Raw genomic sequence first — 24094 nt, 5'->3', positions numbered from 1 at the left:
AATAGCTGTCCCTGACGCTTCTCTCATGGGCCGGGGTGCGGGTCAGCGCTGCGGGAGGAAGGGGCAGGGCGGAGGACCGTGCTGGCCGGGGCGGCGTTCGCAGATCTGCTCGCCGCACTTGATGCGTGCGGCCAGCGCCACGGTTTCCGGCATGGGCGTGTCGCCCAGTTCGTCACGCAGGAAGCGCACGAAGCGGCGGTAGTGTTCGGTCGCGGCGTAGCGGTCGTCGGTGACGGTGAGGCACGTCATGAGCTGCTGGTGGTGCTGCTCTCCGAGGTACGGGTCGGCGCGCAGGGCGTGCACGAGGGCGTCCACCGTGTCGCGGCAGGCGTGCGCGTCGCAGGCGAGGACCGAGCGTTCCACGCTGAGGCGCGCGTACGCCCCGCGGTGCGCGTCTCGCGCGACCTGCACGCGGTCCAGGGTGTCGTCCGGCAGGAAGTCCCCGGTGTACAGCGCCAGGGCGGCGTCCAGCGTCCGCAGGCGCGCGTCCGGCGCGGCGGGGGGGGCGTTCAGCGCGGCGTGCAGGAGGCTGAAGTCGGCGGCGGCCAGCAGGTCCGGGGACAGGCGCACGCGCCCTCCGCGTTCCTGCACGCTGTCCGGCGAGCCGAGCGTGGTCCGCAGACGGTGCGCGGTGACGCGGAAGCGGTTGTCGGCGGCCGGTGAGGGCGCGAGGCCCCACAGGTCCTCCAGCAGCGTTTCGCGCCGCACGCCGTCCGGGGAGGCGAGCAGCGCGGCGAACAGGTCACGGGCGCTGCGGGCCGTCCACTCCACGGGCGTCCCTTGGCGTTCGACGCTCAGGCCGCCGAACGTGACGACCTTCCAGGCGGGCGGGACGGGTGTGGTGGCGGGTGCGTGCATGCGGTTCCCCGGGGTGGGCGGAGGGCGAGGCCGGACGTGCACCGGCGTTCCCTCCAGTATGCGCGCCCGGCACGGCCCGCACCAGCGTCTCCTTCACGGCGAACCGGGCGTCACCAGAGGCGCAGGCCGGGGACGGGGTGCGGGTTGAGCAGCATCCCGATCAGGGTCGGGCCGTACATGATGACCACCAGCAGCAGCGCGAGCGCCGTGAACACCCACAGGCGGTCCAGCACCAGCTGCGCGCCGTGAATGCGCGCCCCGGCAGGCGAGACGGTGGCCGCACCGGCGGGCAGGGCGCGGTGTTCGGCGTCCTCCAGCGAGTCGCTGAACGGGATGGGCGTCTCCTGCGCGGCCGTCACGCGCGGCCCGAACAGCGTCCGGAACGTGACCGTGAAGTACAGGACGGCCGCCACCGTGAGCACCAGCCCGCTGATGCCGGTGAGGGCCATGGGGATGTGCGCGCGGGCCAGCATGTCGCCCAGGCCGGTGGCGGTGGCGAGGTACGTGCGGCGCGGAATGCCGATCAGGCCCTCCCAGTGCATGCCGACCGCGAAGAGCGCCATGCCCCAGAACCACAGCCAGCTCGCCCAGAGGGCCATACGGCGGCTCGCGAGGGGTTTGCGCGTCAGGTGCGGCAGCAGCCAGAACGTCACGCCGAAGAACGTGAGGGTGGTGGCCGTCCCGACCGTGATGTGAAAGTGACCGGGAATCCAGGCGGTGTTGTGCACGGCGGCGTCCAGGGCCACGCTGGCGTTCACGATGCCGCCTGCCCCGCCGGGAATGAAGGTGATCATGGCGAGCGCCTGCGCCACGAACACCGGGTCGCGCCACGGCAGGTGGCGGATCCAGCCGCTCCAGCCGCCGCCGCCCCGGGCGCGCGCGCCGAGTTCCAGGGACGCGCCCACGCTGAATGCCGTGAGCAGCGACGGAATGACGACCAGGAAGGTGAGGAGCATCTGCAGGACCTTCCAGCCCATGCCGATGCCGGGGTCCGCGAACTGGTGGTGCAGGCCGACCGGGGTCGACAGCAGCAGGAACAGCACGAACGCGAGGCGCGCCATCGTCTGCGACGCGATCACGCCGCCCGCGCTGCGCGGCAGCAGCCCGTACCACGACACGTACGCGGGCAGCAGCCAGAAGTACACGATGGGGTGCCCCGTGTACCAGAAGAGCGTCCGGGCGAGCAGCGGGTCCACGCCGCGCGTGAGGCCCAGCGACCACGGGATGAGCAGGAACACGACCTCCACCACCAGTCCGAGCGACGCGACGAACCACATCAGCCACGTGGCGACGCTCATGAACGTGACGAGGGGCGTCACCTCGCGCGGGTGGCGGCGCTTCCAGACGGTCCAGATGGTGACGACCTGCGCGCCGATCACGAGGCTCCCCACCACCAGCAGCGCCGCGCCGATGTAGAAGAGCGGACTGCCCTGCAGCGGCGGGTAGAAGGTGTACAGCAGCGTCGCGTTGTTCCCGAGCACCGCGACGGCCGCCATCAGCACGCCGACCGTCATGATCCAGTACCCGGCCCACGACATCTTCAGGTTCGGGCGGACGCCCAGCTCCCGGCACGGGAGGTACAGCAGCAGGCCGCTGATGAAGTACGTGGTGAACACCAGCGCGTTCAGCACGCCGTGCAGCGACAGGCCCTGGTAGTACGACTTCAGGAACGGCAGGGAGCGGTACACGTCGATGCCCGCGTAGTTCAGGGCCTGCAGCGGGCCGATGGCGACGCCGACCATCAGGAAGACGAGGCCCGTCACGAGGAAGTACAGCGTGACCTTCTTCTCGGGGTTCAGGGCGTAGACGCGTTCGTCGGGAACGCTGCGGGGGGGCAAGGTGGTGGTCATTTCGTGGCCTCTGGCTGTGTGGGCGGCTCCACCACGAGGTGGAAGGCCATGGTCTGGTGGCCGCTGCCGCAGTACTCGTTGCACTCGGTGGTGTACGTGCCGGGGCGCGTGAAGGTCCGGGGGAGATTCGCGACCTGACCGGGGATGAGTTCGACGTTGACGTTGCCCTGCTCCAGCATCAGGCCGTGAATGACGTCCACGCTCAGGAGGTGCAGCGTGACGCGCTGTCCGGCCGGGACGCGCAGGGTGCTCGGCTGGAACGCGAAGGCGCGCGCGACGATGTACGCGTCGAGCGTCCCGTCCGCGTTGCGGTGCAGGCCGGGCGTGGCGAAGGGCGTGCCCGTGAGGTGCGCGGGGTCGACGTACGAGGAACGCGCGCCGAAGAAGCCGGGCACGGTCTCGCTGATCATGCTGCCGAGCACGCCCGCGAACAGCATCACGACGAGGACGACGGACACGACCAGCCAGCCGAGTTCGTAGCGTTCGATGGTGCGGTGGTCGAGCACGCTCAGCCCCTCGCCTGCACGAGGCCCAGCACCAGGAACCACAGGGCCATCACGGTCACGAACACGGTGCCCACCACGAACAGCGCTCCCCTGGGCACGGTGGAGGCGCTCGCCCCGGCGGGCGGGGTGCGGGGCGGGACAGGCGGAGTGGAACGGGAAGGGGTCATGTCAGAGTCCTTTGAGGTACGCGTGCAGCGCGGTGAGCTGCGCGGGCGTGGGCGCCGAACCGTCGAAACCGGCGGTCCTGAAGTGCGGCATCATCGCGGCGAGGGTGCGGCCGTCCGGGGCGCGGCCGTCCAGTACGGCGTCCGCGAAGGCGGTGTCCGTCCAGGGCCTCACGAGGCCCGCCAGTTTCGGTCCGACCGCGCCCTGCGCCGCCGCCCCGTGACACCCGGCGCAGTTCGCGGCGAACAGGGCCGCTCCTCGCGGCGCGGCGCCCGCCTGCAGGACCGTCACGGCCGGCGGGCTCCCGGCGACGTTCACGCCCGTCACGTACCCCAGCACGCTCAACGCCACCGCCGCGAACCCGAAGGCCGCTCCGACGAACGCGGCCCGCATCAGCCGCCCCCCTGCCGGGACGCGGTCCCCCGGACCGGGCAGGAACCCTCTGGCAGTCGAATGATGTCAATCATGAAAAGCCTCCACGGTCAGCTTCGCCGCGCGCGATTACGGGACCGTTACCACGGGAGGAAGGGGCGCCCGGCGGGACGCCCCGGGGGGCCGCGGGCGGAAGGGAGGACGGGCCTTCGGGGCGCTTGACACCGGGCGGACATGTGGCTGATAGTGGACGCATGAGGTCCGATGGTTGGACCAATCTGCGGAGGGGCATCCCTGCCGCCGCTCCGCGTGCCGCCGCCTGTCCTCTCCCCTGACCGTGAGGAGGTCCGTTTGACCGGAAAGCCCGTGAAGGCCGTGAAGATCGCGGATCAGGTCGCGTCGCAGCTGCAGGAGTGGTTTCAGTCGGGGCGGCTGACGCCCGGCACGCGCCTGCCGCCGGAGCGGGAGCTGGCTGCGCAGTTCGGCGTGTCGCGCACCAGCGTCCGGGACGCGCTGCGGCGCCTGGAACTGCTGGGGTACCTGGACGCGCGGCAGGGGGACGGGACGTACGTGCGGCACCCGGGCGGGGAGGCGATGTCGCAGCCGTTCCGCAGTCTGGTGAGTCTGGTCCCGCAGAACGCGGCGGACCTGCTCGAGTTCCGGCGGCTGCTGGAACCGGAGGTGGCGGCCATGGCGGCCGAGCGCCTCACCGCGCCCGGACGCGAGGCGCTGCTGGCGTGCGTGGCGCGCCAGCGGGCGCTGCCGGACCACAGTCCGGCCCTGGCGAGCGAGGACGCGCAGTTTCACGACCTGCTGGCGCAGCTGGCGGGCAACACGGTGGTGCTGCGGGTGCTGGAGACGCTGCGGGACCTGCTGCGCGACGTGCGGATCATCGCGCTCCCGGCCGCCGGGTCGAGCCGCACGGTGGACGACCACGACCGGATCGTGCAGGCGGTGCTGGCGCAGGACCGGGACGGCGCGCGACAAGCGATGCAGGCGCACCTGGACGACGTCTCACAGACGTACGCCCGTGCGCTCTCGCAGCTGCGCGCCGCCGCCCCGGACCCCGTCCGGTCCACCTGAGCCACGTCCAGGGCCACCGCCCGTTCAAGGAAAGACAGGAGTGACGTCATGAAGAGAACCCTCACCGCTCTCAGCCTGCTGCTCGCCCTCAGTGCCGCCTCCGCGCAGACCCTCACCGTGGGGCTGGACGCCGACCCGCCGCGCCTCGATCCGGCGCTCTCCACGGCATTCGTGGACCGGCAGGTCATGAACCAGATCTTCGACAAGCTGGTGGACGTCAACGAGAACCTGAAGATCGTTCCGATGGTCGCGAAGAGCTGGAAAGTCACGAACGGCGGCCTGACGTACACCTTCAAGCTGAACACCGGCATCAGGTTCAGTGACGGGACGCCGCTCGACGCGGCCGCCGTCAAGTACAGCATCGAGCGCAACATGACCCTGGACGGCAGCGCCCGCAAAGGCGAACTCGGCAGCGTCAAGGACGTCGCCGCGCCCGACGCGGCCACGGTCGTCATCACGCTCAAGGCGCCGTACGGGCCGCTGCTGGCCGTGCTGAGCGACCGTTCCGGGATGATCGTGTCGCCCACCGCCGCGAAGAAGGCGGGCGCGGACTTCGCGAGCGGTCCGGTCGGGAGCGGCCCCTTCACGTTCGTGAGCCGCAAACGGCAGGACAACATCACCCTGAAGGCCAACACCGGGTACTGGCGCGGCAAGCCGAGCCTCGACACGCTGGTGTACCGGCCCTTCCCGGACGGGGACGTGCGCGTCGCGAACCTGCTGTCCGGCGCGGTGCAGGTCATCACGCCGGTCGACCCCAAGGACATCGCCACCATCCAGAAAAACCCGAAGCTCGACGTGGACACCTTCCAGGGCCTGGGCTTCCAGGGCGTGTGGATGAACGTGACGCGCCCGCCCTTCAACAGCAAACTGGTGCGGCAGGCGTTCAGCGCGACCGTCGAGCGCGACGCGATCAACAAGGTCGTGTTCCTGAACACCGTGAAGCCCGCCGCCGGACCGTTCCCGCCCGGCACGCCCGCGTACTCGGCCGCCATCAAGGCCCCGCAGGGGGACGTGGCGCTCGCGCGTAAAAAGCTCGCGCAGGCCGGAAAGGCCAACGTGAGCTTCACGCTGCTCACATCGCCCGGCGCGGTGAACGCGCAGCTCGCGCAGCTGTACCAGGCGATGGCGGCGCAGGCGGGCTTCACGGTGAAGATCGAGACGGTGGAATTCGGGACGCTGCTCGACCGGGCCGACAGACGCAACTACGACGCCGTGATGCTCGGCTGGTCGGGACGGCCCGACCCGGACGGGAACATCTACGACTTCTTCCACACGGGCGGCAGCAACAACCAGGCCGGGTACAGCGATCCCGGCATCGACGCGCTGCTGGAGAAGGCCCGCGCGCAGAACGCCATGAGCGCCCGCGTCGCGACGTACAACGTGGCGCTCGGCAAGATCCTGGACGACGCGCCATACGTGTTCACGTACTTCAGCAGCAACACCGTCGGCGTCTCCAAGTCCCTCACCGGTCTGAAGCTCGTCCCGGACGGCATCCTGCGCTTCTCCACCGCTGACCTGAAGTGAACCCTGAAGCGAAGGCGCGCCCCGCGCCCGCACGGCGTTCATGCCCGCACCGTACAGGGCCCGTCCCGGCGGGTCGTCCGTGACGGCCCCGCCGCCTGAAGAGAGTCCGTTCGCGTTCCGGAGGCCCATATGCTGAATTTTGCGGCGAGGCGGCTGCTGGCCGCCATTCCCACCCTGCTGGTGGTGACGCTGCTGGTGTTCGCGCTCGTCCGGCTGCTGCCGGGCGACCCGGCGCGCCTGCAGCTGGGGGAGGAAGCGACCCCGCAGGCCCTCACGGAACTGCGGCACCAGATGGGCCTCGACCGGCCCGTCGCGGTGCAGTACCTGCAGTGGCTGGCAGACCTGTCCCACCTGAACCTGGGGCGCAGCCTGCAGGACCACGCATCCGTGGCGGGCCTCATCGCGCAGAAGCTCCCCACCACCTTCGAGCTGAGTGTCCTGAGCCTGCTGATCGCGGTAGCGCTCGCGCTGCCCGCCGGGATCTTCAGCGCGCTGCGGCCGGGGTCCGTCACGGACCGGCTCGTGACGCTGCTGGCCCTGTCGGGCATCAGCCTGCCGAGCTTCTTCCTGGGGATTCTGCTCGTGTACCTGTTCAGCGTGCAGCTCGCGTGGATCCCCGCGAGCGGGTACGTGGACCTCAGCGAGAACCCCGCCCTGAACCTGAAACTGATGCTGCTGCCCGCCGTGACGCTCGGGGTGGGGTCGGGCGCGGTCCTCACGCGCTTCCTGCGCGGCAGTCTGCTGGAGGTCCTGTCGCAGGATTACGTGCGGACGGCGCGCGCCAAGGGCATCACGGGGCATTTCGTGGTGGTGAAGCACGCCCTGCGCAACGCGCTCATCCCGGTGGTGACGGTGCTGGGCCTGCAGCTGGGCGGGCTGCTGGGCGGCGCGGTCGTGACGGAGCAGATCTTCAGCGTGCCGGGCTTCGGGCGGCTGCTGGTGGACGCGGTGTTCACGCGGGACCTGCCGGTCATTCAGGGCATGGTGCTCACGTCGGCGGCGCTGGTGCTGGTCGTGAGTTTCGTGGTGGACCTGCTGTACGGCATGATCGACCCGCGCGTGAGGTACGCGTGACGGCCGTCCCGGCACTCCCCGCGCGCCCGCGTGAGCGCAGCAAGGCGTGGCGGCGCTTCGGCGCGAACCGGCTGGCGGTGGCGGGCCTCGTGATCGTGGCGGTGCTGTGCGTGGTGGCGCTCTTCGCGCCGCAGTTCGCGCCGGCCGATCCGGCCCGGCAGGATTTCGCGGCGCTGCTGCAGCCGCCCGGCGCGGGGCACGTCCTCGGGACGGACGAGCTGGGTCGCGACACGCTGACGCGCGTGATGTACGGGGCGCGCATCAGCCTGTCGGCGGGCCTGGTCAGCGTGCTGGTGGCGCTGGTGGCCGGGTCGCTGCTGGGGCTGGTGGCGGGCTTCGTGGGCGGCTGGCTCGACGAGCTGATCGGCCGTGTGATCGACGCGATGCTCGCCTTCCCGTTCCTGATCCTGGCGATCACGCTCGCCGCGATCCTCGGGCCGAGCCTGCAGAACACCATGCTCGCCATCGCCATCGTGACGACGCCCGCCTTCGCGCGCGTGACGCGCGCCCAGGTGATCGCGCAGCGCGAACTGGAGTACGTGCAGGCGGCCGGGGCGCTCGGGGCGGGCAGCGGACGCACGCTGCTGCGGCACATCCTGCCGAACATCTCCGGCGCGCTGATCGTGCAGGCGAGCCTCGCCATCGCCGAGGCCGTGCTGGCCGAAAGCACCCTGAGCTTCCTGGGGCTGGGCGTGCAGCCGCCCACGCCCAGCTGGGGCAGCATGCTGAACACGGCGCGCGGCTACCTGCAGACGGCGCCGTGGCTGGCACTCGCGCCGGGCGTCGTCATCTTCCTGACGGTCCTCGCCTTCAACCTGCTCGGGGACGGCCTGCGCGACGCGCTCGACCCGAAAGGACGGACGCGGTGACGGTCCTCGCCTCGCCCGCCCGGCCCGCCCGCCGTCCATCCAAGGTGCTGCGCCGGTTCCTGCGGCACCGGGCGGGCATGACGGGCCTCGTCGTGTGCGCCTTCGTCGTGATCGTCGCCGTGCTCGCGCCGTGGAGCGCGCCGCACGACCCGGACTTTCAGTTCCCGGAGGGCCTCACGATGGAGGGCGCGCCGCTCGCGCCGGGTGGCCCGTACCTGCTCGGCACGGACCTGCTGGGCCGCGACCTGCTGTCACGCCTCGTGTGGGGCGCGCGCGCGTCCCTGACGGTAGGGTTCGTCGCGAACGGCGTCGCGGTCGTGATCGGCCTGCTCTTCGGCGCGCTGGGGGCCCTGACGCGCGGGTGGGCGGGCACGCTCATCATGCGCTTCACGGACGTGATGCTGGCCTTCCCGGTGCTGCTGCTCGCCATCGCGCTCACGGCGATCCTGCGGCCCAGCCTGTGGATCGTGGCGCTCGTGATCGCGTTCCTGAACTGGGTGCCGATCGCGCGGGTCGTGTACAGCGAGGTGAGCGCCCTGCGCGAGCGGGAGTTCGTGGAGGCCGCCACCGCCGTCGGCGCGAGCGGAGGCCGCATCCTGCTGCGGCACATCGTGCCGCACCTCGTGCCGACCGCGCTCGTGTGGGGGTCGCTGGGCGTCGGGACGACCGTGCTGCTCGAAGCGACCCTGAGTTTCCTGGGCGTCGGCGTGCAGCCGCCCACCCCCAGCTGGGGCGGCATCATCAACGAATCGCAGAGCTACCTCACGACCGCCCCGTGGCTGGTGCTCGCGCCGGGCGCGGCCATCCTGATCACCTCGCTCGGCTTCAACCTGCTCGGCGAGGGCCTGCGCGACGCCCTCGACCCGCGCAGCACCTCTTGACCTTCACGGTCGTCCCCTCCCGTCCAGTTCTCCCCGGCCCACTTCCCGCACCACAAGTGCCCCGCATCAAGAGGAGTCAACGTATGCTGTCGTTCCTGGGATCGCGTCTGCTGCAGAGCGTGTTCGTGCTGCTCGTCGCGTCGTGCGTCACGTTCACCCTCGTGTTCCTGCTGCCCGCCGACCCGGCCCGCATGGTGGCCGGGCCGAGCGCGAGCGTGGCGACCGTGCAGAGCATCCGGCACGAGATGGGCCTCGACCGGCCCTTCGTGGCGCAGTACGGCACGTATCTCGGCCGCCTCGCGCACCTGGACCTGGGCCGCTCGTACAAGCAGGGCAGCACCGTCCGTTCGCTGCTGTCGTCGCGCATCCTGCCGACCGTGCAGCTCATGCTGGGCGCCATCGCGCTCGAACTGCTGATCGGCGTGCCGCTCGGCATCTGGGCGGCCGTGCGGCGCGGCGGGTGGCCCGACACGGTCGTGATGGGCCTCGCGTTCCTCGGGGCGGCCGCACCGCAGTTCTGGCTGGCCCTGAGCCTCGTGTACCTGCTCGCGTACCGCTTCGCGCTGTTCCCGCTCGGCGGGTACGGCGGCCTGAGCCACCTGTTCCTCCCGGCCCTCACGCTCGGCATCGGCGGGGCAGGCTGGTACGCCCGCATGATGCGCTCGCAGCTGCTGGAGGTGCTGTCGCAGGACTACGTCCGTACGGCGCGCGCCAAGGGGCAGACGCCGCGCCTCGTGCTGCTCAGGCACGCGCTGCGCAACGCGGCCCTGCCGATCGTGACGATGATCGGGCTGGACATCGGGACGTTCATGGGCGGCGTGGTCGTGGTGGAGAGCGTGTTCGGCTGGCCGGGCCTGGGGCGGCTGGTGTGGGACGCGATCCGGGTGGTGGACATCCCCGTCATCGTGGGCGTCGTCATCTTCAGCGCGTTCGTGATCACGCTCGCCAACCTGCTCGCCGACCTCGTGCAGCCCCTCGTGGACCCCCGCGTCCGTTACCGCTGACCGGCCCCGCGCCGTGTTCCGCTCGCCCACTCCCCTGACCGTTCCACTCCCACCGGAGGTTTCATGAACCGCACCCTGAAGTCCGCCGCCCTGCTGAGCGCCCTCGCGCTCGGCGGAACGCTCGCCGCGCCCGCACGCGGCGGCAGCATGGTCGTGTCGTACAAGGACGACGTGACCACCCTCGACCCCGCCATCGGGTACGACCTGCAGAACTGGCCGATCGAGAAGATGGTCTTCGACGGCCTGCTCGACTACAAGGTCGGCAGCACCACCCTCGAACCGCGCCTCGCCACCGGCATGCCCACAGTCAGCGCGGACGGCCGCACGTACACCTTCACGCTGCGGCCCGGCGTGAAATTCCAGAACGGCCGCGAAGTCGTCGCGAGCGACGTGGTGTACACCCTCACCCGCGTCCTCGACCCCAAAACCAAGAGCCCCGGCCAGTCCTTCTACATGGGCATCGTGGGCGCGCAGGCCTTCACGACCGGCAAGGCCAAGACCGTCACGGGCCTCAAGACGACCGGCAAGTACGGCGTCACGATCACCCTCACCGCCCCGAACGCCGCGTTCCTGAACGTCATGGCCATGAACTTCGCGTTCGTGGTCCCCAGGGAGGAAGTCGCGAAGTACGGCGCGGACTTCGGGCACCACCCGGTCGGGACCGGCCCGTTCCGCCTGACGGGCTGGCCGAGCGGTCAGCAGCTCGTGTTCGAACGCAACCCCGCGTACTTCTACCAGAACCTCCCGTACCTGGACCGCGTGACCGTCAAGGTGGGTCTGGACCCCAGCGTCGCGTTCCTGTCGCTCACGCGCGGCGAGGTGGACCTCCTCGGGGACGGCATTCCGCCCGCGCAGTTCCTGCAGGTGATCCGCGACCCGAAATACAAGGCGAACATCCTGCAGCGCACCAACGTCAACACCAGCTACCTGTCCCTGAACACCGGCATCGGACCGCTCAAGGACGTGCGCGTGCGTCAGGCCATCAACATGGCCATCAACAAGACGAAGGTGCTGCGCCTCATCAACGGGCGCGGCGTGATCGCCAACACGTACCTGCCGCCCCTCATGCCCGGCTACGACAAGGCCGCCACCGGCTACCGCTACGACCCGGCCGCCGCGAAAGCCCTCCTGAAACAGGCCGGGTACGAGAAAGGCTTCGACACCACCCTGTACACCACCTCCACCGACCCGAATCCCCGCATCGCGCAGAGCCTGCAGCAGGACCTCGCCGCCGTCGGCATCCGCGCCAGCATCAAGAGCCAGGCGCAGAGCACCGTCGCCGAAGCGGCCGGAACGCCCGGCACCGCCCCGATGGTCTGGTCGGGCGGCATGGCCTGGACGCAGGACTACCCCGACCCCAGCGACTTCTACTGGCCGATCCTCAGCTGCCGCAGCGCCGTCCAGGGCGGCTGGAACTGGCCCTTCACCTGCGACAAGGCGCTCGACGCGGCCGCCGACCGCGCCGACCAGATGGTCAAACCCGCGCAGGCCACCGCGCGCCTAAACGCCTACGCCGCCATCTTCGCGAAACTCAACGCGCAGGCCGTCTGGGTTCCCGTGTACCACGAGGTGCGGTACATGATGCGCTCCGACCGGCTGGTGGGCGGCCTGAACGAACTGCAGGACCCCATTCACAACATCGTGTACGAACGCCTCTCGGTGAAGCCGTGAGCGGCCCGCACATCCACACCATCCACCACCGGCACTTCGGGTGGGACAACAGCCTCACCCCGCAGCGGCACGTCGCGCCCGGCGACACGCTCGCCTTCGACATCCAGGACGCCAGCGGCGGCCAGCTGACCGCCCACAGCACCGCCGCCGACGTCGCCACCTTCGACTTCTCCCGCACCAACCCCGTCAACGGCCCCGTCTACGTGGACGGCGCGGAACCCGGCGACGCGCTCGTGATCGAGGTGCTGGACTTCCAGGAGAGCGACTGGGGCTGGACCGGCATCATCCCGGGCTTCGGGCTGCTCGCGCAGGAGTTCAAGGACCCCTGGCTGCACATCAGCCGCTACGACCGCGCGGCCGTGCAGTTCACGCCCGACATCACCCTCCCCACCCGGCCCTTCACCGGCACCATCGGCGTCGCCCCCGCCGAACCCGGCCTGCACAGCGTCGTCCCGCCGAGGCGCGTGGGCGGCAACCTCGACATCCGCGACCTGACGCGCGGCGCGAAACTGTACCTGCCTGTCGAAGTGCCGGGCGCGCTGTTCAGCGTCGGTGACACGCACGTCTGCCAGGGTGACGGCGAAGTGTGCGGCACGGCCGTCGAAACCGCCATGACCGCCCAGCTGCGCTTCAGCGTCCAGAAAGGCGCGAACTTCAGCGGCCCGCGCTTTGAAGTGCCCGCCGCCGCCATGCCCGCCGTGGACGCACGAGGGTACTACGCCACCACCGGGCACGGCCCGGACCTGTACGCCGCGTCCCAGGACGCCATCCGCGCCATGATCGACCACCTCGGCCGCGAGTACCGCCTTGACCCGCAACTCGCGTACGCACTGTGCAGCGTCGCCGTCGACCTCAAGATCAGCGAGATCGTGGACGCCCCCAACTGGCTCGTCAGCGCGTACCTCCCCAGAGGCATCTTCCGCTGACCCCACACCCGGCAGACCGCAGGAACGCCTGACGGAACACAACACATGCAGCCTTTCGGCGGTCCGGCAGAACGGACGCCCCTGTACCTGGGGCGTCCGTTTCGCGGCGCTTCAGTTCATCTGAGGTAGGCGAGCAGCAGGTCGGTGCCGGCCTTGAGGTCGTCGACGTGGACGCTTTCGACGACGCTGTGGATGTAGCGGGTGGGGAGGCTGAGGGTGACGGTGGGCACGCCGTCGCGGCTGCGCTGGATGGCGGCGCCGTCCGTCCCGCCGAGCGAGAGGACTTCCAGCTGGTAGGGGATGCCTTCGCGGTCGGCGAGGTCGGCGAAGTCGTCGACCAGCCAGCGGGTGCTGATCATGGTGCTGTCGTACACCTTGATGCCGATGCCCTGGCCCATGCGGGTGACGGCTTCGTCCGGGCCGACGCCGGGCGTGTCGACGGCGAGCGTCACGTCGAGGGCGACGCCGATGGTGGGCTGCACGCTGTACGCGGCGGTGATGGCGCCGCGCAGGCCGACCTCTTCCTGCGTGCTGAACACGGCGTACACGTCGTGGCGCGGCTTGCCGTCCAGGCGGCGCAGCACTTCGAGCTGCATGTAGACGCTGGCGCGGTCGTCCATGGCCTTGCCGACGATCAGGTGGCCGACCTGCCGGGCCGTCTGGTCGAGCGTGACCATGTCACCCACCCGGACCTGGCGTTTCACGTCGTCCACACTCAGGCCGAGGTCCACGAAGAATTCCCGCATTTCCGGGACTTTCTTGCGGTCTTCGGGGGTGCTGATGTGGATGGGGCGTCCGCCGGGCGAGAGGATGCCGGGCAGGGTGGTGGTGCGGGTGTGAACGGTGACGTTGCGCGCGAAGAGGTTACGGGTGTCGAAGCCGCCGAGCGCCTGGAGGCGCAGGTAGCCGGTGTCGTCGATGTAGCGGACGATGAAGCCGATCTCGTCCATGTGAGCGCTCAGCATGACGCGTTCGCGCGTCTGGCCTTCGGGCGCGTCGCGGCCCTGGCGGTACGCGATGACGTTGCCCATCGCGTCGACGCGCACGTCGTCCGCGAGGCCCTGGAGGGCAGCGAGGACGTAGTCGCGGACGGCGTCCTCGCGTCCGGGCACGCCGTTAAGGTTCGAGAGGTCGAGGAGCGCCTGGAAGGGATCGGTCATCCGGGAAGTCTAGCGTGCTGGTGCGCGTCCGGGCGGTGTGCGTGCTGACTGTCCGGACGCGCGCGTCTCGTTGCGCCGTGCCCTGGCGCGTGGTCGTCCGGTTTCGCTCCAGTTCCGCCTCCGCCACGCCGTCCTGTCGACACCCTCTTCACTCGGCTGGCCTCCTGGAGCTCGCTTCGACCGGGGATCAGTAGCCGTGCCCGAGACCGCCCGCATCTTCCTTGACGCGCTGGCGGAACACGTAGTAGTTCCAGGCCTGGTAGCCGATGACGAGCGGCAGGAAGATCAGGCCGACCCAGCTCATGAGGCGCAGGGTGTAGGGGGCGCTGGCGCTGTTCTGGATGGTGAGGTTGAAGCTCGGGTCGAGGGTGCTGGGGAGGACGTTCGGGTACAGGCTGAGGAAGATGGTGGCGGTCGAGAAGAGGATGGTGAGGCTCGTTGCGATGAAGCTGAGGCGGTCGCGGCGCAGCGTGAGTGCCAGCCAGACGAGGGCCAGGTTGACGGCCGCTCCGGCGGGGAACAGCCAGGAGGACAGGCCGAAGCTGCGGAACAGTTCGTCGCGCACGAAGCCCAGGTACACGAAGCCGAGGACGAGGACGGTGGCGAAGGCGCCCCAGGTGAGGGCGGCGCGGTGCGCGCGGGTGTGCAGTTCGGTGCCGGTGTGCAGGCGCAGCAGCAGGAAGGTCGCGCCGTGCAGCACGAAGAGCGCGAGGGTGGCGAGTCCGCCGAGGATGCTGAACGCGTCGAAGAAGTCGAAGCTGCCGCCCACGTAGCGTCCGGCGGCGGCGAGCGGCAGGCCGCGCACCATGTTCGCCATGATGACGCCCCACAGGAAGGCGGGCAGGAGGCTCCCGACGAAGCTCGTCACGTCCCAGAAGACGCGCCAGCGGCGGTCGTCGACCTGCGCGCGGAATTCAAAGGCGACGCCGCGGCCGATGAGGGCGAGGAGGATCAGGGCGAACAGCGGGTACATGCTCGTGAGGAGCGCGCCGTACCAGGTGGGGAACGCCGCGAAGATCGCGCCTGCCGCGAGGATCACCCAGACCTCGTTGCCGTCCCAGAAGGGACCGATGGTGCCGATGAGGGCCTTGCGCTGCGCCTCGTTGCGGGCGAGGAAGGGGCGGAGGAGGTCCACGCCGAAGTCGAAGCCTTCGAGGAAGAAGTAGATGGTGAACGTGGCGGCCACCAGGATGAACCACACGAGGGGCAGGGTCACAGCGTGCCGCCTTCCGGCAGGTAGTGCGGGGCGGGCATGCCCTGCGCTTCCACGTCGGGCGCGTGCATGCCTGCGCGGGCGGTGCGGGTCAGGAGGTACACGTCCAGGCCGATCAGGAGGAGGTACACCACCCAGAACGCGGCGAGGCTCAGCAGGACGGGGAGGGGTCTGAGGCTGCTGACGGCGTCGCCGGTGCGCAGCAGGCCCTGCACCACCCACGGCTGGCGGCCCATCTCGGTGGCGATCCAGCCGCTGAAGTTCGCGAGGTGCGGCGCGAGCGGCATGGCGAGCAGCAGCGGGTACAGGCGGCCGGGGTCGGCGAGTTTCCCGGCGCGCCAGCGCCACGCGAAGTACAGGGCGGTGAGGAGCATCACGCCGCCCAGGCCGACCATGATACGGAACGCCCAGTACACGGGCCAGACGTAGGGGATGTAGTTGCCGGGACCGTACTTGCGGACGCTCTCGGCCTGCAGTTCGTGGAGGCCCTTGGCCTGCGAGCTGAAGTTGTTGAAGGCGAGGAGCGAGCCGACGTACGGGACGCTCAGCTCGAAGGTGTTCCGTCCCTGGCTGTTGCTGGGGAACGCGACGAGACTTTCGGGCATGCCTTTGCCGGTGGGCGTGTCCCACAGGGCGCTGAAGGCGGCGTACTTCATGGGCTGGTCACGCACGGCGCTCTGGCCCTGTTCGTGCCCGGCGAGGATCACGCCGGCGGACCCGGCGAGCGCGACGACGAGCGCGACCTTGAAGCTCACGAGGAAGGCGTCCGTCTCGTGCTTGCGGCGCAGGTGGTACGCGCTGACGGCGAGCACGAAGAACGCGCCGACCGTGAGGGAGCCGGTCCAGAGGTGCGCGAACCATTCGAGGCCCTTGGGGTTGAAGACCACGGCCCAGAAGTCCGTCATGACGGCCTGCCCGTTCTGGATGGTGTACCCGACGGGGTGCTGCATCCAGGCGTTCGCGATGATGATCCAGAAGGCGCTGATGCTGGTGCCGAGCGCCACGATCCAGATGCTGGCGAGCGTCGCCCAGCGCGGCAGGCGGTCCCGGCCGAACCACCACAGGCCCAGGAAGGTGCTTTCGAGGAAGAAGGCCATCAGGACTTCCAGGGCGAGCGGCACGCCGAAGATGTTGCCGACGAAGTTGCTGAACACCGACCAGTTCATGCCGAACTGGAATTCCTGCACGATGCCGGTCACGACGCCCACCGCGAAGTTGATGAAGAACAGGTGACCGAAGAAGCGGGTGAGGTTCTCCATGCGGGGGCTCTGCGTGCGGTACGCGATGGTCTGGAAGATCGCGATGATGAGCGCGAAGCCGACCGTGAACGGCACGAAGAAGTAATGGAAGATGCTGGTCGTCGCGAACTGGAAGCGCGACAGGTCGAGGGTGCTGAAGCCGAACAGTTCAGTCATGGGGGGTCCCTCCAGCGGGAACGGGGGTGGGGGCGGGCGTGAGGTGGCCGTCCTGGAGGTGCAGGACGCGGGTGGCGAGGGCGAGGGGGGCCACGCGGTGCGTGAGGAGCAGCAGGGCGCGTCCCGCGAGGTGACGCTGCACGGCGTGCAGCACGACCTGTTCGTCATCCTGGTCGAGGTGCGCGGTGGGTTCGTCGAGAATGAGGAGGCGGGCGGGTTTCAGGAGGGCGCGGGCGATGGACACGCGGGCGCGTTCCCCGCCGGAGAGTCGCGTGCCGCCCTCCCCCACCCAGTCGTCCAGGCGGTGCGGGAGGTGCAGGTCGTCCAGCATGGCCTGCAGGGCCGTGTCGGGCAGGGCGGGGTTCGCGAGGAGCAGGTTCTCGCGCAGGGTGCCGTCGAGGAGCGGCGCGTCCTGTTCGTGCAGGCTGACGTTGCGGCGCAGGGCGGCCGGGTCGAGCTGCGGGAGCGGCACGCCGCCCCAGGTGACGCGGCCCGCAGCGGGATCGAGGTCGCGGGTGAGGAGGCGGGCGAGGGTGGTCTTGCCGCCGCCGCTCGGGCCGACGACGGCGACGCGCTCGCTGCCCTGAAGGTGCAGGGTGGTGCCGTGCAGCACCTGCCGCCCGGCGCGCAGGACCGTGACGTCCTGCACGTGCAGGTCGAGCGGGCCGTCCGGGACGGGGGTGGGGGTGGGGGGCGCGGTGACGGTGGGCGTCACGGCGGTCAGGGCGGCGTGGCGGGCGAGGGCGGCGTGCCGGGCGGCGTGCGCGGCGGGCACCTGCCCGAGTCCGGCGAGCGCGTCGAAGGCGGCGGTCACGGCCAGCAGCACGGCCGCGAACTGCACGCCGGGCAGGGTGCCGTCCGCGACGAGGGTGGCGCCGCGCGCGAGGACGCCCGTGACGGCGAGCGTGAACAGCAGGCCCTGCACGGCCGTGAGTCGGCGCGTGAGGGCCGCCTCCTGCAGCGTGCCGAGTTCCAGGCGGGCGCTGAGGGCATTCAGGGCGGGGAGGGCGGTGCGGGCGGCGCCGTCGCCGCTGCTGGCGAGCGCGTCGAGGAGGAGGGTGCCGTGGTGGCGGGCCGCCTCGACCTGGTCGCGGGTGAGGGCCGTCATGGGGGCGCGCAGGGGCAGCACGGCGAGCGCGGCGACGGCGAGCGGGACGGCGCCCGTCAGGCCGAGCAGCGGGTCGAGCGTGAAGAGCCACGCACCGAGCAGCAGCAGGGTCCCGGTCAGCGCGGCGAGCGGCAGCGCGGCGCGCAGGGCGTACATCTGGCGGGCGTCGGTGTCGGCGTTCAGGCGGGCGAGGGTGTCGCCGGTGCGTTCGTGGGCGAGCAGGTCGCGGCCGAAGCCGGCGAGGCGCGTGAAGAGCGCTTCGCGCTGCGCGGCGCCGCGTTTCAGGGCCGCGTCGTGTCCGGTGAGGCGTTCGGCGTAGCGCAGGGCGGCGCGTCCCACGCCGAGCGCGCGGACGGTCGTGACGAGCAGCGTGAGGGCGAGGAAGGTGGCGGGGAACGTGGCGGCGCGTGAGATGAGCAGGCCGGAACTGCCCGCGAGGCCCACCCCGGCGAGCGCGGCGAGCACGCCGAGCAGCAGGGCGCGGGTCATGCGGCCACGTCCGGGTCAGTGTCCGGTCTCACAGCCGGTCTCCCTGCCGGTCCGTGGGCGGGGCGGGTGAGGTGCGCGGCCGTGAAGCCGGGCGGCACGGCGCGGTGCGTGGCGAGGATCACGGTGCGTCCGGCGAGCGCGCGGTGCAGCAGCGCGTGGACGCCCTTCTCGGTGTGCGCGTCGAGGTGCGCGGTCACCTCGTCAAGCAGCACGACCGGCGCGCCGCTCAGCAGGGCGCGGGCGAGCGCGAGGCGGGCCGTCTCGCCGCCGCTGAGGACCTGTCCGCCCTCGCCGAGCGGCGTGTCGAGCCCGGCGGGCATCGCGCGGACGACCGTACCGAGGTCCACGGCGTCCAGGGCGCGCCAGAGGGCGGCGTCGTCCGCGTCGGCCAGCAGGCGCAGGTTGTCGCGGACGCTGCCCGACACGAGGCGCGGGTGCTGCGGCACGAGGGCGACGCGGGCCTGCCAGCCTGCGCTGTCGAGGGTGTCGAGCGCCTCGCCGTCCACGAGGATCTGCCCAAAGTGCGGGAGGTGCTTGCGCAGCGCGTGCAGCAGGGTGGTCTTGCCGCTGCCGCTGGGGCCGAGCAGGGCGGCGTGCGTGCCGGGCGGCAGGTCGAGCGTGAGGGGCGTGCCGCGCCGGTCGTCCGGATGGCCTGCCTCCGGGGTGCCGACATGCAGGGCGGGGCTGGCGCCGAGCAGCCGCAGGTGCGGCACGGCGGCCCCCTCGGTGCGGACGGAACCGGACGGGGCGAGCGGGCGGGCGAGGAGGGCCGTGAGGCGCGCGGCGACCGGCTCGGCGTCCAGGGCGGCGTGCCGGTCCGTGCCGAGCTGACGGAGCGGGCCGAAGAATTCCGGGACGAGCATCAGGGCCGCGAGGGTCGGGGCGAGCGCCGCGTGACCCTCGAAGAGGCGCACGCCGATCCACACGGCGGCGAGGGCCGTGCCGAGCGTCGCGGCGAAATCCATCACGAAGCCGCTCAGGAACGCGACCTTCAGCACGCGGAGCGTCGTGACGCGCTGGGCGTCGGCGCTGGCGCGCAGCAGGTCGCGGTACGTGCCGACCTGCCCGAAGGCGTGCAGGGTCGGCAGGGCGCGCACGAGCGTCACGAGGCGCGCGGAGAGGCGGGTGTGCGCCAGCCACTGCCGTTCCGTCTGCGCCTGCGCGGCGAGGCCCACCAGGGCCAGGAACACGACGGTGAGCGGGCCGGTCACGGCGAGCACGGCGGCACTGGCGGGATCGAGGACCGTCACGGCGGCCAGGACGGCGGTGGCGGCGACAGCGGCGTGGACGGCCTGCGGGAGGTAGCGGGCGTAGTACGGGGTGAGGCGGGAGGCGGTGTCGCCGGTGAGGCGTTCGAGGTCGCTGGCGCGGTCGTCGCTGAGGAGGACCGGACCGAGCTGCAGGGCGGCCAGCGTGCCCGCGTCACGCCATTCGCGCACGGTGTGGGCGGCGAGCCGGGCGGCGCCATGGTCGCGCAGGGCGAGGCCCGCCGCGCGCAGCAGCAGTCCGGCGGCCACCGCCGCGAGCTGCCGGGGGGTGGGGGTGGCGTGCTGGAAGAGGGCGGCGGCGACGATGTGCGCGGCCGTGATCCAGGCGAGGAGCGTGCCGCCGAGCTGGGCGGCGCTGTACACGGCACTGCGGGCGAGGGCAGGCCGCAGCCGGGGGGTGCGGTGCAGGTCCCGGAGGCTCATGGGCGTCCCTTCCGGCGCGGGGGCCGGAGAGGAGCGGCGCGGGTGCCCGAGTGTGATGCTGGAACGAGCATGTGAATCACCTCACGTGCATTCTTGGATGTGGGACCACACCCCTCAAGTTCAGATGTCCCCACCAGCAGCGTACCCACACCCTCCCCCGCACACGCCGCTCCGCCCCTCCCACAACCTTGAGGCTCCGCTCATGTCGTCAGCCGAAGTACAGTTCAGCCCGCCAGGGACACGACACTGGAACCACCATGCCTGTCCCCTCCTACCGTCCCCAGCCCGCCCGCCGGTTCCCGGAGCACCGATGACCGCCGACCGCGACCCGATCACCCGACTCCTGCAGGACGACCGCGTGACCGCGCCCACCCGCGCCGCGCTGACCGCCCGCCTGAACCCCGCGACCGTCCCGAGGCCGCACGTCTTCAACTTCGAGGAGTTCGCCCGCCTCGAAGCGCTCAGCGTGAGGCTCGTCCCGCACGACCCGGCACACATGCCGCTCGCGCGCCGCATCGACGCGCGCCTCGCCAGCGGCGATACGGACGGCTGGCGGTACGACCACCTGCCGCCCGACGAGGCCAGCTACCGCGCCCTGCTCGCCGCCCTGCCCGGCGACTTCACCGCGCTGGACGGCGGCCTGCAGGACGAGGCGCTGCACGCCCTGCAGGCCGCCCACCCGCACGCCTTCGAGGACCTGCTCGCCGAACTGACCGAAGGCTACTACTCGCACCCCGCCGCGCAGGCCGCCATCGGGTACGTGGGCTTCGCGGACGCGCACGGCTGGACCGAGACGCGCCTGGACCGCCTCGACCCCAACGAGGCGGCCGCCCTCGCCCTGCTGCGCGGGGAGGACGCGTGAACGCCCGCACGCGCGTCGCCGTGATCGGCACCGGCGCGGGCGGCGCACCCCTCCTCGCGCGGCTCGCGCAGGCGGGCGTGCAGGTCACGGCACTCGAAGCGGGCCTGCGCCACCCGCCGCACGGCGTCGCGACGGACGAGGTCGCGCAGGCGGGCCTCTTCTGGATGGACGAACGCCTCTCGGCAGGCAACGACCCGCTCGCCTTCGGCCGCAACAACAGCGGGCGCGGCGTGGGCGGCTCCACCCTGCACTACACCGCGTACACCCCGCGCGCCCAGCCGGACGACCTGCGCCTGCACAGCGAGTTCGGGCAGGGCGTGGACTGGCCACTGGAATACGCGGACCTCGAACGGTACTACGACGAGATCGAACCGTTCCTGGGCGTGTCCGGCCCCAGCACGTACCCCTGGGGACCGCCACGCCGCCAGCCGTACCGGCACCCGCCCCTCCCGCTCAACGGCGCGGCGGAACTCATGGCGCGCGGCTGCGACGCGCTCGGGCTGCGCACCAGTCCCGCCGCGAACGCCGCCCTCAGCCGCCCCCAGACGCAGGAAGGCTACGGTGAGCGGCCCGCGTGCAGCAACCGCGGCTTCTGCCAGGCGGGCTGCTCGACCGGCGCGAAAGCCAGCCTGGACGTCACGTACCTCGCGCTGGCCGAACATCACGGCGCACGCATTCTGGACGGCAGTTACGTGACCGGCTTCCGCCGCGACGGGGACCGCGTGACGGGCGTGGAGTACCTGCGGTACGGCGAACAGCACCTGCTGGAGGCCGACATCGTGGTGCTCAGCGCGGGCGCCGTCGAGACGCCCCGCATGCTGCTCATGCACGACCTCGCCAACAGCAGCGGGCAGGTCGGCCGGAACTTCATGGCGCACACCGGCGTGCAGGTGTGGGGGCAGTTTCCGGAATCGGTGCGCCCCAACCGCGGCATTCCCGGCTCGCTCATCAGCGAGGACACGCACCGCGTGCCGGGCCTCGTGGGCGGCTACCTGCTGCAGAGCATCGGCGTGATGCCCGTCACGTACGCCACGCAGTACACGCGCGGCACCGGCACGTGGGGCGCCGCGCTGCACGAGCACATGGCGGGCTACAACCACGTGGCGGGCATCAACATCCTCGGCGACTGCCTCCCGTACGACCACAACTACCTCGAACTGTCGGACGAGCACGACGCGTGGGGCCTTCCGAAACCGCGCGTGCACTTCACGTTCGGCGACAACGAGCGCCGCATGACGCAGCACGCCGAAGACCTCATGCGCCGCATCTGGGAGGCGGCGGGCGCGACCGGCATCTGGGCCTTCCCGCGCGCCGCGCACACCATCGGGACGGCCCGCATGGGGACGGACCCGCAGAGCAGCGTCGTGGATCCGTACGGCCGGGCGCACGACCTGCAGAACCTGTGGATCAGCGACAACAGCACCTTTCCCAGCGCCCTGAGCGCCAACCCCGCCCTCACCATCATGGCCCTCAGCCTGAGGACCGCCGACCGACTCCTGCACCACATGAACAGAGGTGAAGCGTGACCCCACTGAACACCGACGCCCGACTGAAGATCCTCCCGCCCGACGAGCGCGTCGGTTACGCCGTCATCGGCCTGGGGGACCTGACCTCGCAGGAACTGTACCCGGCCTTCCACCTGAGCGGCCAGTCGCGCCTCGCGGCCCTCGTGAGCGGCGACCGCGACAAGGCCACCCAGCAGGCCCGGCAGCTCGGCCTGCGGGACGACGACGTGTACACCTACGACGAACTCGAACGCCTGAAGGACCGCCCGGACGTGCAGGCCGTGTTCATCGTGCTGCCGAACGCGCAGCACCGCGAGTTCACGGAACGCGCCGCCGCCATCGGCAAGCACGTCCTGTGCGAGAAGCCCCTGTCGGTCAGCGTGCAGGACGCCCAGGCGATGGTAGACGCCTGCCAAAACGCGGGCGTGCTTCTCATGACCGCGTACCGCATTCAGTACACGCCGCACCACCAGGCGGCCCGCGACCTGATGCGGGACGGCACGCTCGGCCGCGTGAAGCTCATCGAGGCGACCGACGTGCAGGTCGAGCCGGACGAGGGCCAGTGGCGCCTGAAGCGCGACATGGCGGGCGGCGGGAGCCTGCTCGACGTGGGCCTGTACTGCCTGAACACCGCGCGGTACCTGACGGGCGAGGAACCGACCGAGGTGTTCGCGTACACGCACAGCACGCCCGGCGACCCGCGCTTCACGGAAGTCGAGGAGAGCGTGAGCTTCGTGCTGCGCTTCCCGAGCGGGATCATCGCGAACAGCTTCTGCAGTTACGGCGCGTCCCGGCAGCGGTCCGTGCGCGTGATGGGCGAGGACGCGCACCTGACGCTCGATCCGGCCTTCGACTACACCAACCTGCGCCTGCGCGTCGGCACCGAGGACGCCGTGCGCGAGCACCTGATCCGCGAGGTGGACCAGTTCGCGCTGGAACTCGACCACTTCTCGCACTGCGTGCTGACCGGTGAGACGCCCTTCACGCCGGGCGAGGAGGGCCTGCAGGACCAGGTGATCATGGAGGCCATCTACCGCTCCGCGCGTGAGGGTCGCCCCGTCCGGTTGGACCGGCACGAGGGGCAGGACGTGTTCCGCGGCACGCCGCCGCGCCCCACCGAACGGGAACGCTCCTGATGCCCGCCACGCCCACAGCGGTCCTCGTGCACGGCTTCGGCACGTCCAGCCGCGTGTGGCGCGCCGTCTTGCCCCTGCTGGACGCGGGCGGCGGGGAGGCCCTCGTGCCTGACCTGCCGGGCTTCGGGAGCAGCACGGACGGCCGCCACACGGTGGACGGCATGGCGGACGTCCTGCTGGAGGCTGTGCAGGCACGCGGCCTGACGCGGTACGTGCTCGTGGGACACTCGATGGGCGCGAAGGTCGCGGCGGTCCTCGCGGCGCGCCGCCCGGCGGGACTCTCGGGCCTGCTGCTCGTCGCCCCGTCCCCCCCGTCACCGGAACCCATGACCGACGAGGGCAGGCGCGACCTCAAGGCTGCGCACGGCCACCCGGACCTCCTGCGCGAACACTACCTCACGATCACGCGCGCCCCCCTGACCCCAGCCGACCTGGACGCCCTGGTAGAAGACGGCGTGCGGGCCGACGCCTCCGCGTGGGCCGCGTGGCCCGACCACGGCAGCCGCGAAGACCGCAGCGGCGACATGACGCGCGTGCAGGTGCCGGTCCACCTGGTCAGCTCCGCCACCGACCCCGTCATCACACCGCAGGTCATGCACGCACAGGTGCGGCCCGCCTTCCCGGACGCCACCGCCCAGACCGTCCTGGGCAGCGGCCACCTGCTCCCGCTGGAACGCCCGCAGCCGGTCGCGGGCGCCGTGCGCGGCTTCCTGCAGCAGCTCAGCTGAACCG

General features: G+C 71.3%; 22 protein-coding genes. 12 read left to right on the top strand and 10 right to left on the bottom strand.

The window, feature by feature from the left end:
* Window positions 1-42: 42 nt before the first annotated feature.
* The 5 genes from IEY33_RS06030 to IEY33_RS06010 all read right to left on the bottom strand — a co-directional run bounded on the left by IEY33_RS06030 (window position 43) and on the right by IEY33_RS06010 (window position 3772).
* Complete coding sequence (locus IEY33_RS06030) at window positions 43-858, bottom strand: AfsR/SARP family transcriptional regulator (protein WP_188961385.1); 816 nt, start codon at window positions 856-858, stop codon at window positions 43-45.
* Between the two features lie 110 nt (window positions 859-968).
* Window positions 969-2708, bottom strand: a complete 1740-nt coding sequence (locus IEY33_RS06025; RefSeq protein ID WP_188961384.1) for a cbb3-type cytochrome c oxidase subunit I — start codon at window positions 2706-2708, stop codon at window positions 969-971.
* A complete protein-coding gene (locus IEY33_RS06020) occupies window positions 2705-3214 on the bottom strand; it encodes a cupredoxin domain-containing protein (RefSeq protein WP_229670815.1) in 510 nt (169 codons plus the stop codon). Before IEY33_RS06020 ends, IEY33_RS06025 begins: the two co-directional genes overlap by 4 nt.
* Before the next feature lie 2 nt (window positions 3215-3216).
* Window positions 3217-3381 (bottom strand): hypothetical protein, encoded by a 165-nt coding sequence (locus tag IEY33_RS06015; protein WP_188961383.1) that lies wholly within the window; start codon window positions 3379-3381, stop codon window positions 3217-3219.
* A gap of 1 nt (window position 3382) precedes the next feature.
* Window positions 3383-3772 carry a c-type cytochrome gene (locus IEY33_RS06010; RefSeq protein WP_188961382.1) on the bottom strand — a complete coding sequence of 130 codons (390 nt, stop codon included), beginning with the start codon at window positions 3770-3772 and terminating at the stop codon, window positions 3383-3385.
* Window positions 3773-4102: 330 nt separating this feature from the next.
* On the opposite strand from IEY33_RS06010, the gene IEY33_RS06005 reads away from it, so the two are divergent.
* The 8 genes from IEY33_RS06005 to IEY33_RS05970 all read left to right on the top strand — a co-directional run bounded on the left by IEY33_RS06005 (window position 4103) and on the right by IEY33_RS05970 (window position 12783).
* Window positions 4103-4834 (top strand): FadR/GntR family transcriptional regulator, encoded by a 732-nt coding sequence (locus IEY33_RS06005; protein ID WP_188961381.1) that lies wholly within the window; start codon window positions 4103-4105, stop codon window positions 4832-4834.
* Window positions 4835-4882: 48 nt separating this feature from the next.
* Window positions 4883-6358 carry an ABC transporter substrate-binding protein gene (locus IEY33_RS06000; protein WP_188961380.1) on the top strand — a complete coding sequence of 492 codons (1476 nt, stop codon included), beginning with the start codon at window positions 4883-4885 and terminating at the stop codon, window positions 6356-6358.
* 129 nt (window positions 6359-6487) lie between these two features.
* Window positions 6488-7432: an ABC transporter permease gene (locus tag IEY33_RS05995; protein ID WP_188961379.1), complete on the top strand. Its 945-nt coding sequence runs from the start codon at window positions 6488-6490 to the stop codon at window positions 7430-7432.
* Window positions 7429-8301, top strand: coding sequence for an ABC transporter permease (locus IEY33_RS05990; RefSeq protein WP_188961378.1), 873 nt, complete (start codon window positions 7429-7431; stop codon window positions 8299-8301). Before IEY33_RS05995 ends, IEY33_RS05990 begins: the two co-directional genes overlap by 4 nt.
* The gene (locus IEY33_RS05985; protein ID WP_229670814.1) at window positions 8298-9182 is read left to right on the top strand and encodes an ABC transporter permease; all 885 of its coding nucleotides are present in this window, start codon (window positions 8298-8300) and stop codon (window positions 9180-9182) included. The genes IEY33_RS05990 and IEY33_RS05985 overlap by 4 nt, the downstream gene beginning before the upstream one ends.
* Window positions 9183-9265: 83 nt before the next feature.
* Window positions 9266-10186, top strand: coding sequence for an ABC transporter permease (locus tag IEY33_RS05980; protein ID WP_188961377.1), 921 nt, complete (start codon window positions 9266-9268; stop codon window positions 10184-10186).
* Between the two features lie 63 nt (window positions 10187-10249).
* Window positions 10250-11857, top strand: a complete 1608-nt coding sequence (locus tag IEY33_RS05975; protein ID WP_188961376.1) for an ABC transporter substrate-binding protein — start codon at window positions 10250-10252, stop codon at window positions 11855-11857.
* Complete coding sequence (locus IEY33_RS05970; protein ID WP_188961375.1) at window positions 11854-12783, top strand: acetamidase/formamidase family protein; 930 nt, start codon at window positions 11854-11856, stop codon at window positions 12781-12783. Before IEY33_RS05975 ends, IEY33_RS05970 begins: the two co-directional genes overlap by 4 nt.
* 116 nt (window positions 12784-12899) lie before the next feature.
* Here the strand turns inward: IEY33_RS05970 and IEY33_RS05965 are convergent, their stop codons facing one another.
* The 5 genes from IEY33_RS05965 to IEY33_RS05945 form a co-directional block, all read right to left on the bottom strand.
* Complete coding sequence (locus tag IEY33_RS05965; RefSeq protein WP_188961374.1) at window positions 12900-13943, bottom strand: M42 family metallopeptidase; 1044 nt, start codon at window positions 13941-13943, stop codon at window positions 12900-12902.
* A gap of 187 nt (window positions 13944-14130) precedes the next feature.
* Window positions 14131-15159, bottom strand: a complete 1029-nt coding sequence (cydB, locus tag IEY33_RS05960) for a cytochrome d ubiquinol oxidase subunit II (protein ID WP_188961373.1) — start codon at window positions 15157-15159, stop codon at window positions 14131-14133.
* Complete coding sequence (locus IEY33_RS05955; RefSeq protein ID WP_188961372.1) at window positions 15156-16571, bottom strand: cytochrome ubiquinol oxidase subunit I; 1416 nt, start codon at window positions 16569-16571, stop codon at window positions 15156-15158. Before IEY33_RS05955 ends, cydB begins: the two co-directional genes overlap by 4 nt.
* Entirely contained in the window at window positions 16564-18168 is a 1605-nt protein-coding gene (locus IEY33_RS05950; protein ID WP_188961371.1) for an amino acid ABC transporter ATP-binding/permease protein, read from the bottom strand. The genes IEY33_RS05955 and IEY33_RS05950 overlap by 8 nt, the downstream gene beginning before the upstream one ends.
* Window positions 18165-19859 (bottom strand): ATP-binding cassette domain-containing protein, encoded by a 1695-nt coding sequence (locus IEY33_RS05945; protein WP_188961370.1) that lies wholly within the window; start codon window positions 19857-19859, stop codon window positions 18165-18167. Before IEY33_RS05945 ends, IEY33_RS05950 begins: the two co-directional genes overlap by 4 nt.
* A 310-nt stretch (window positions 19860-20169) precedes the next feature.
* Here IEY33_RS05945 and IEY33_RS05940 point away from each other — a divergent pair, with 310 nt between their 5' ends.
* From IEY33_RS05940 to IEY33_RS05925, 4 genes are read left to right on the top strand one after another with little or no spacing between them, the layout of a single operon-like run.
* Entirely contained in the window at window positions 20170-20721 is a 552-nt protein-coding gene (locus IEY33_RS05940; protein WP_188961369.1) for a gluconate 2-dehydrogenase subunit 3 family protein, read from the top strand.
* A complete protein-coding gene (locus IEY33_RS05935) occupies window positions 20718-22247 on the top strand; it encodes a GMC family oxidoreductase (RefSeq protein ID WP_188961368.1) in 1530 nt (509 codons plus the stop codon). Before IEY33_RS05940 ends, IEY33_RS05935 begins: the two co-directional genes overlap by 4 nt.
* A complete protein-coding gene (locus IEY33_RS05930; protein ID WP_229670813.1) occupies window positions 22244-23362 on the top strand; it encodes a Gfo/Idh/MocA family protein in 1119 nt (372 codons plus the stop codon). The genes IEY33_RS05935 and IEY33_RS05930 overlap by 4 nt, the downstream gene beginning before the upstream one ends.
* Window positions 23362-24090, top strand: a complete 729-nt coding sequence (locus IEY33_RS05925) for an alpha/beta fold hydrolase (protein WP_188961367.1) — start codon at window positions 23362-23364, stop codon at window positions 24088-24090. Before IEY33_RS05930 ends, IEY33_RS05925 begins: the two co-directional genes overlap by 1 nt.
* The last annotated feature ends 4 nt before the right edge of the window (window positions 24091-24094 follow it).

The sequence above is a fragment of the Deinococcus aquiradiocola genome (assembly GCF_014646915.1).
GTDB classification, from domain to species: Bacteria; Deinococcota; Deinococci; order Deinococcales; family Deinococcaceae; genus Deinococcus; species Deinococcus aquiradiocola.
The sequence above is the reverse complement of the archived record's forward strand: the minus strand, read 5'-3'. Positions and strand labels throughout refer to the sequence as shown.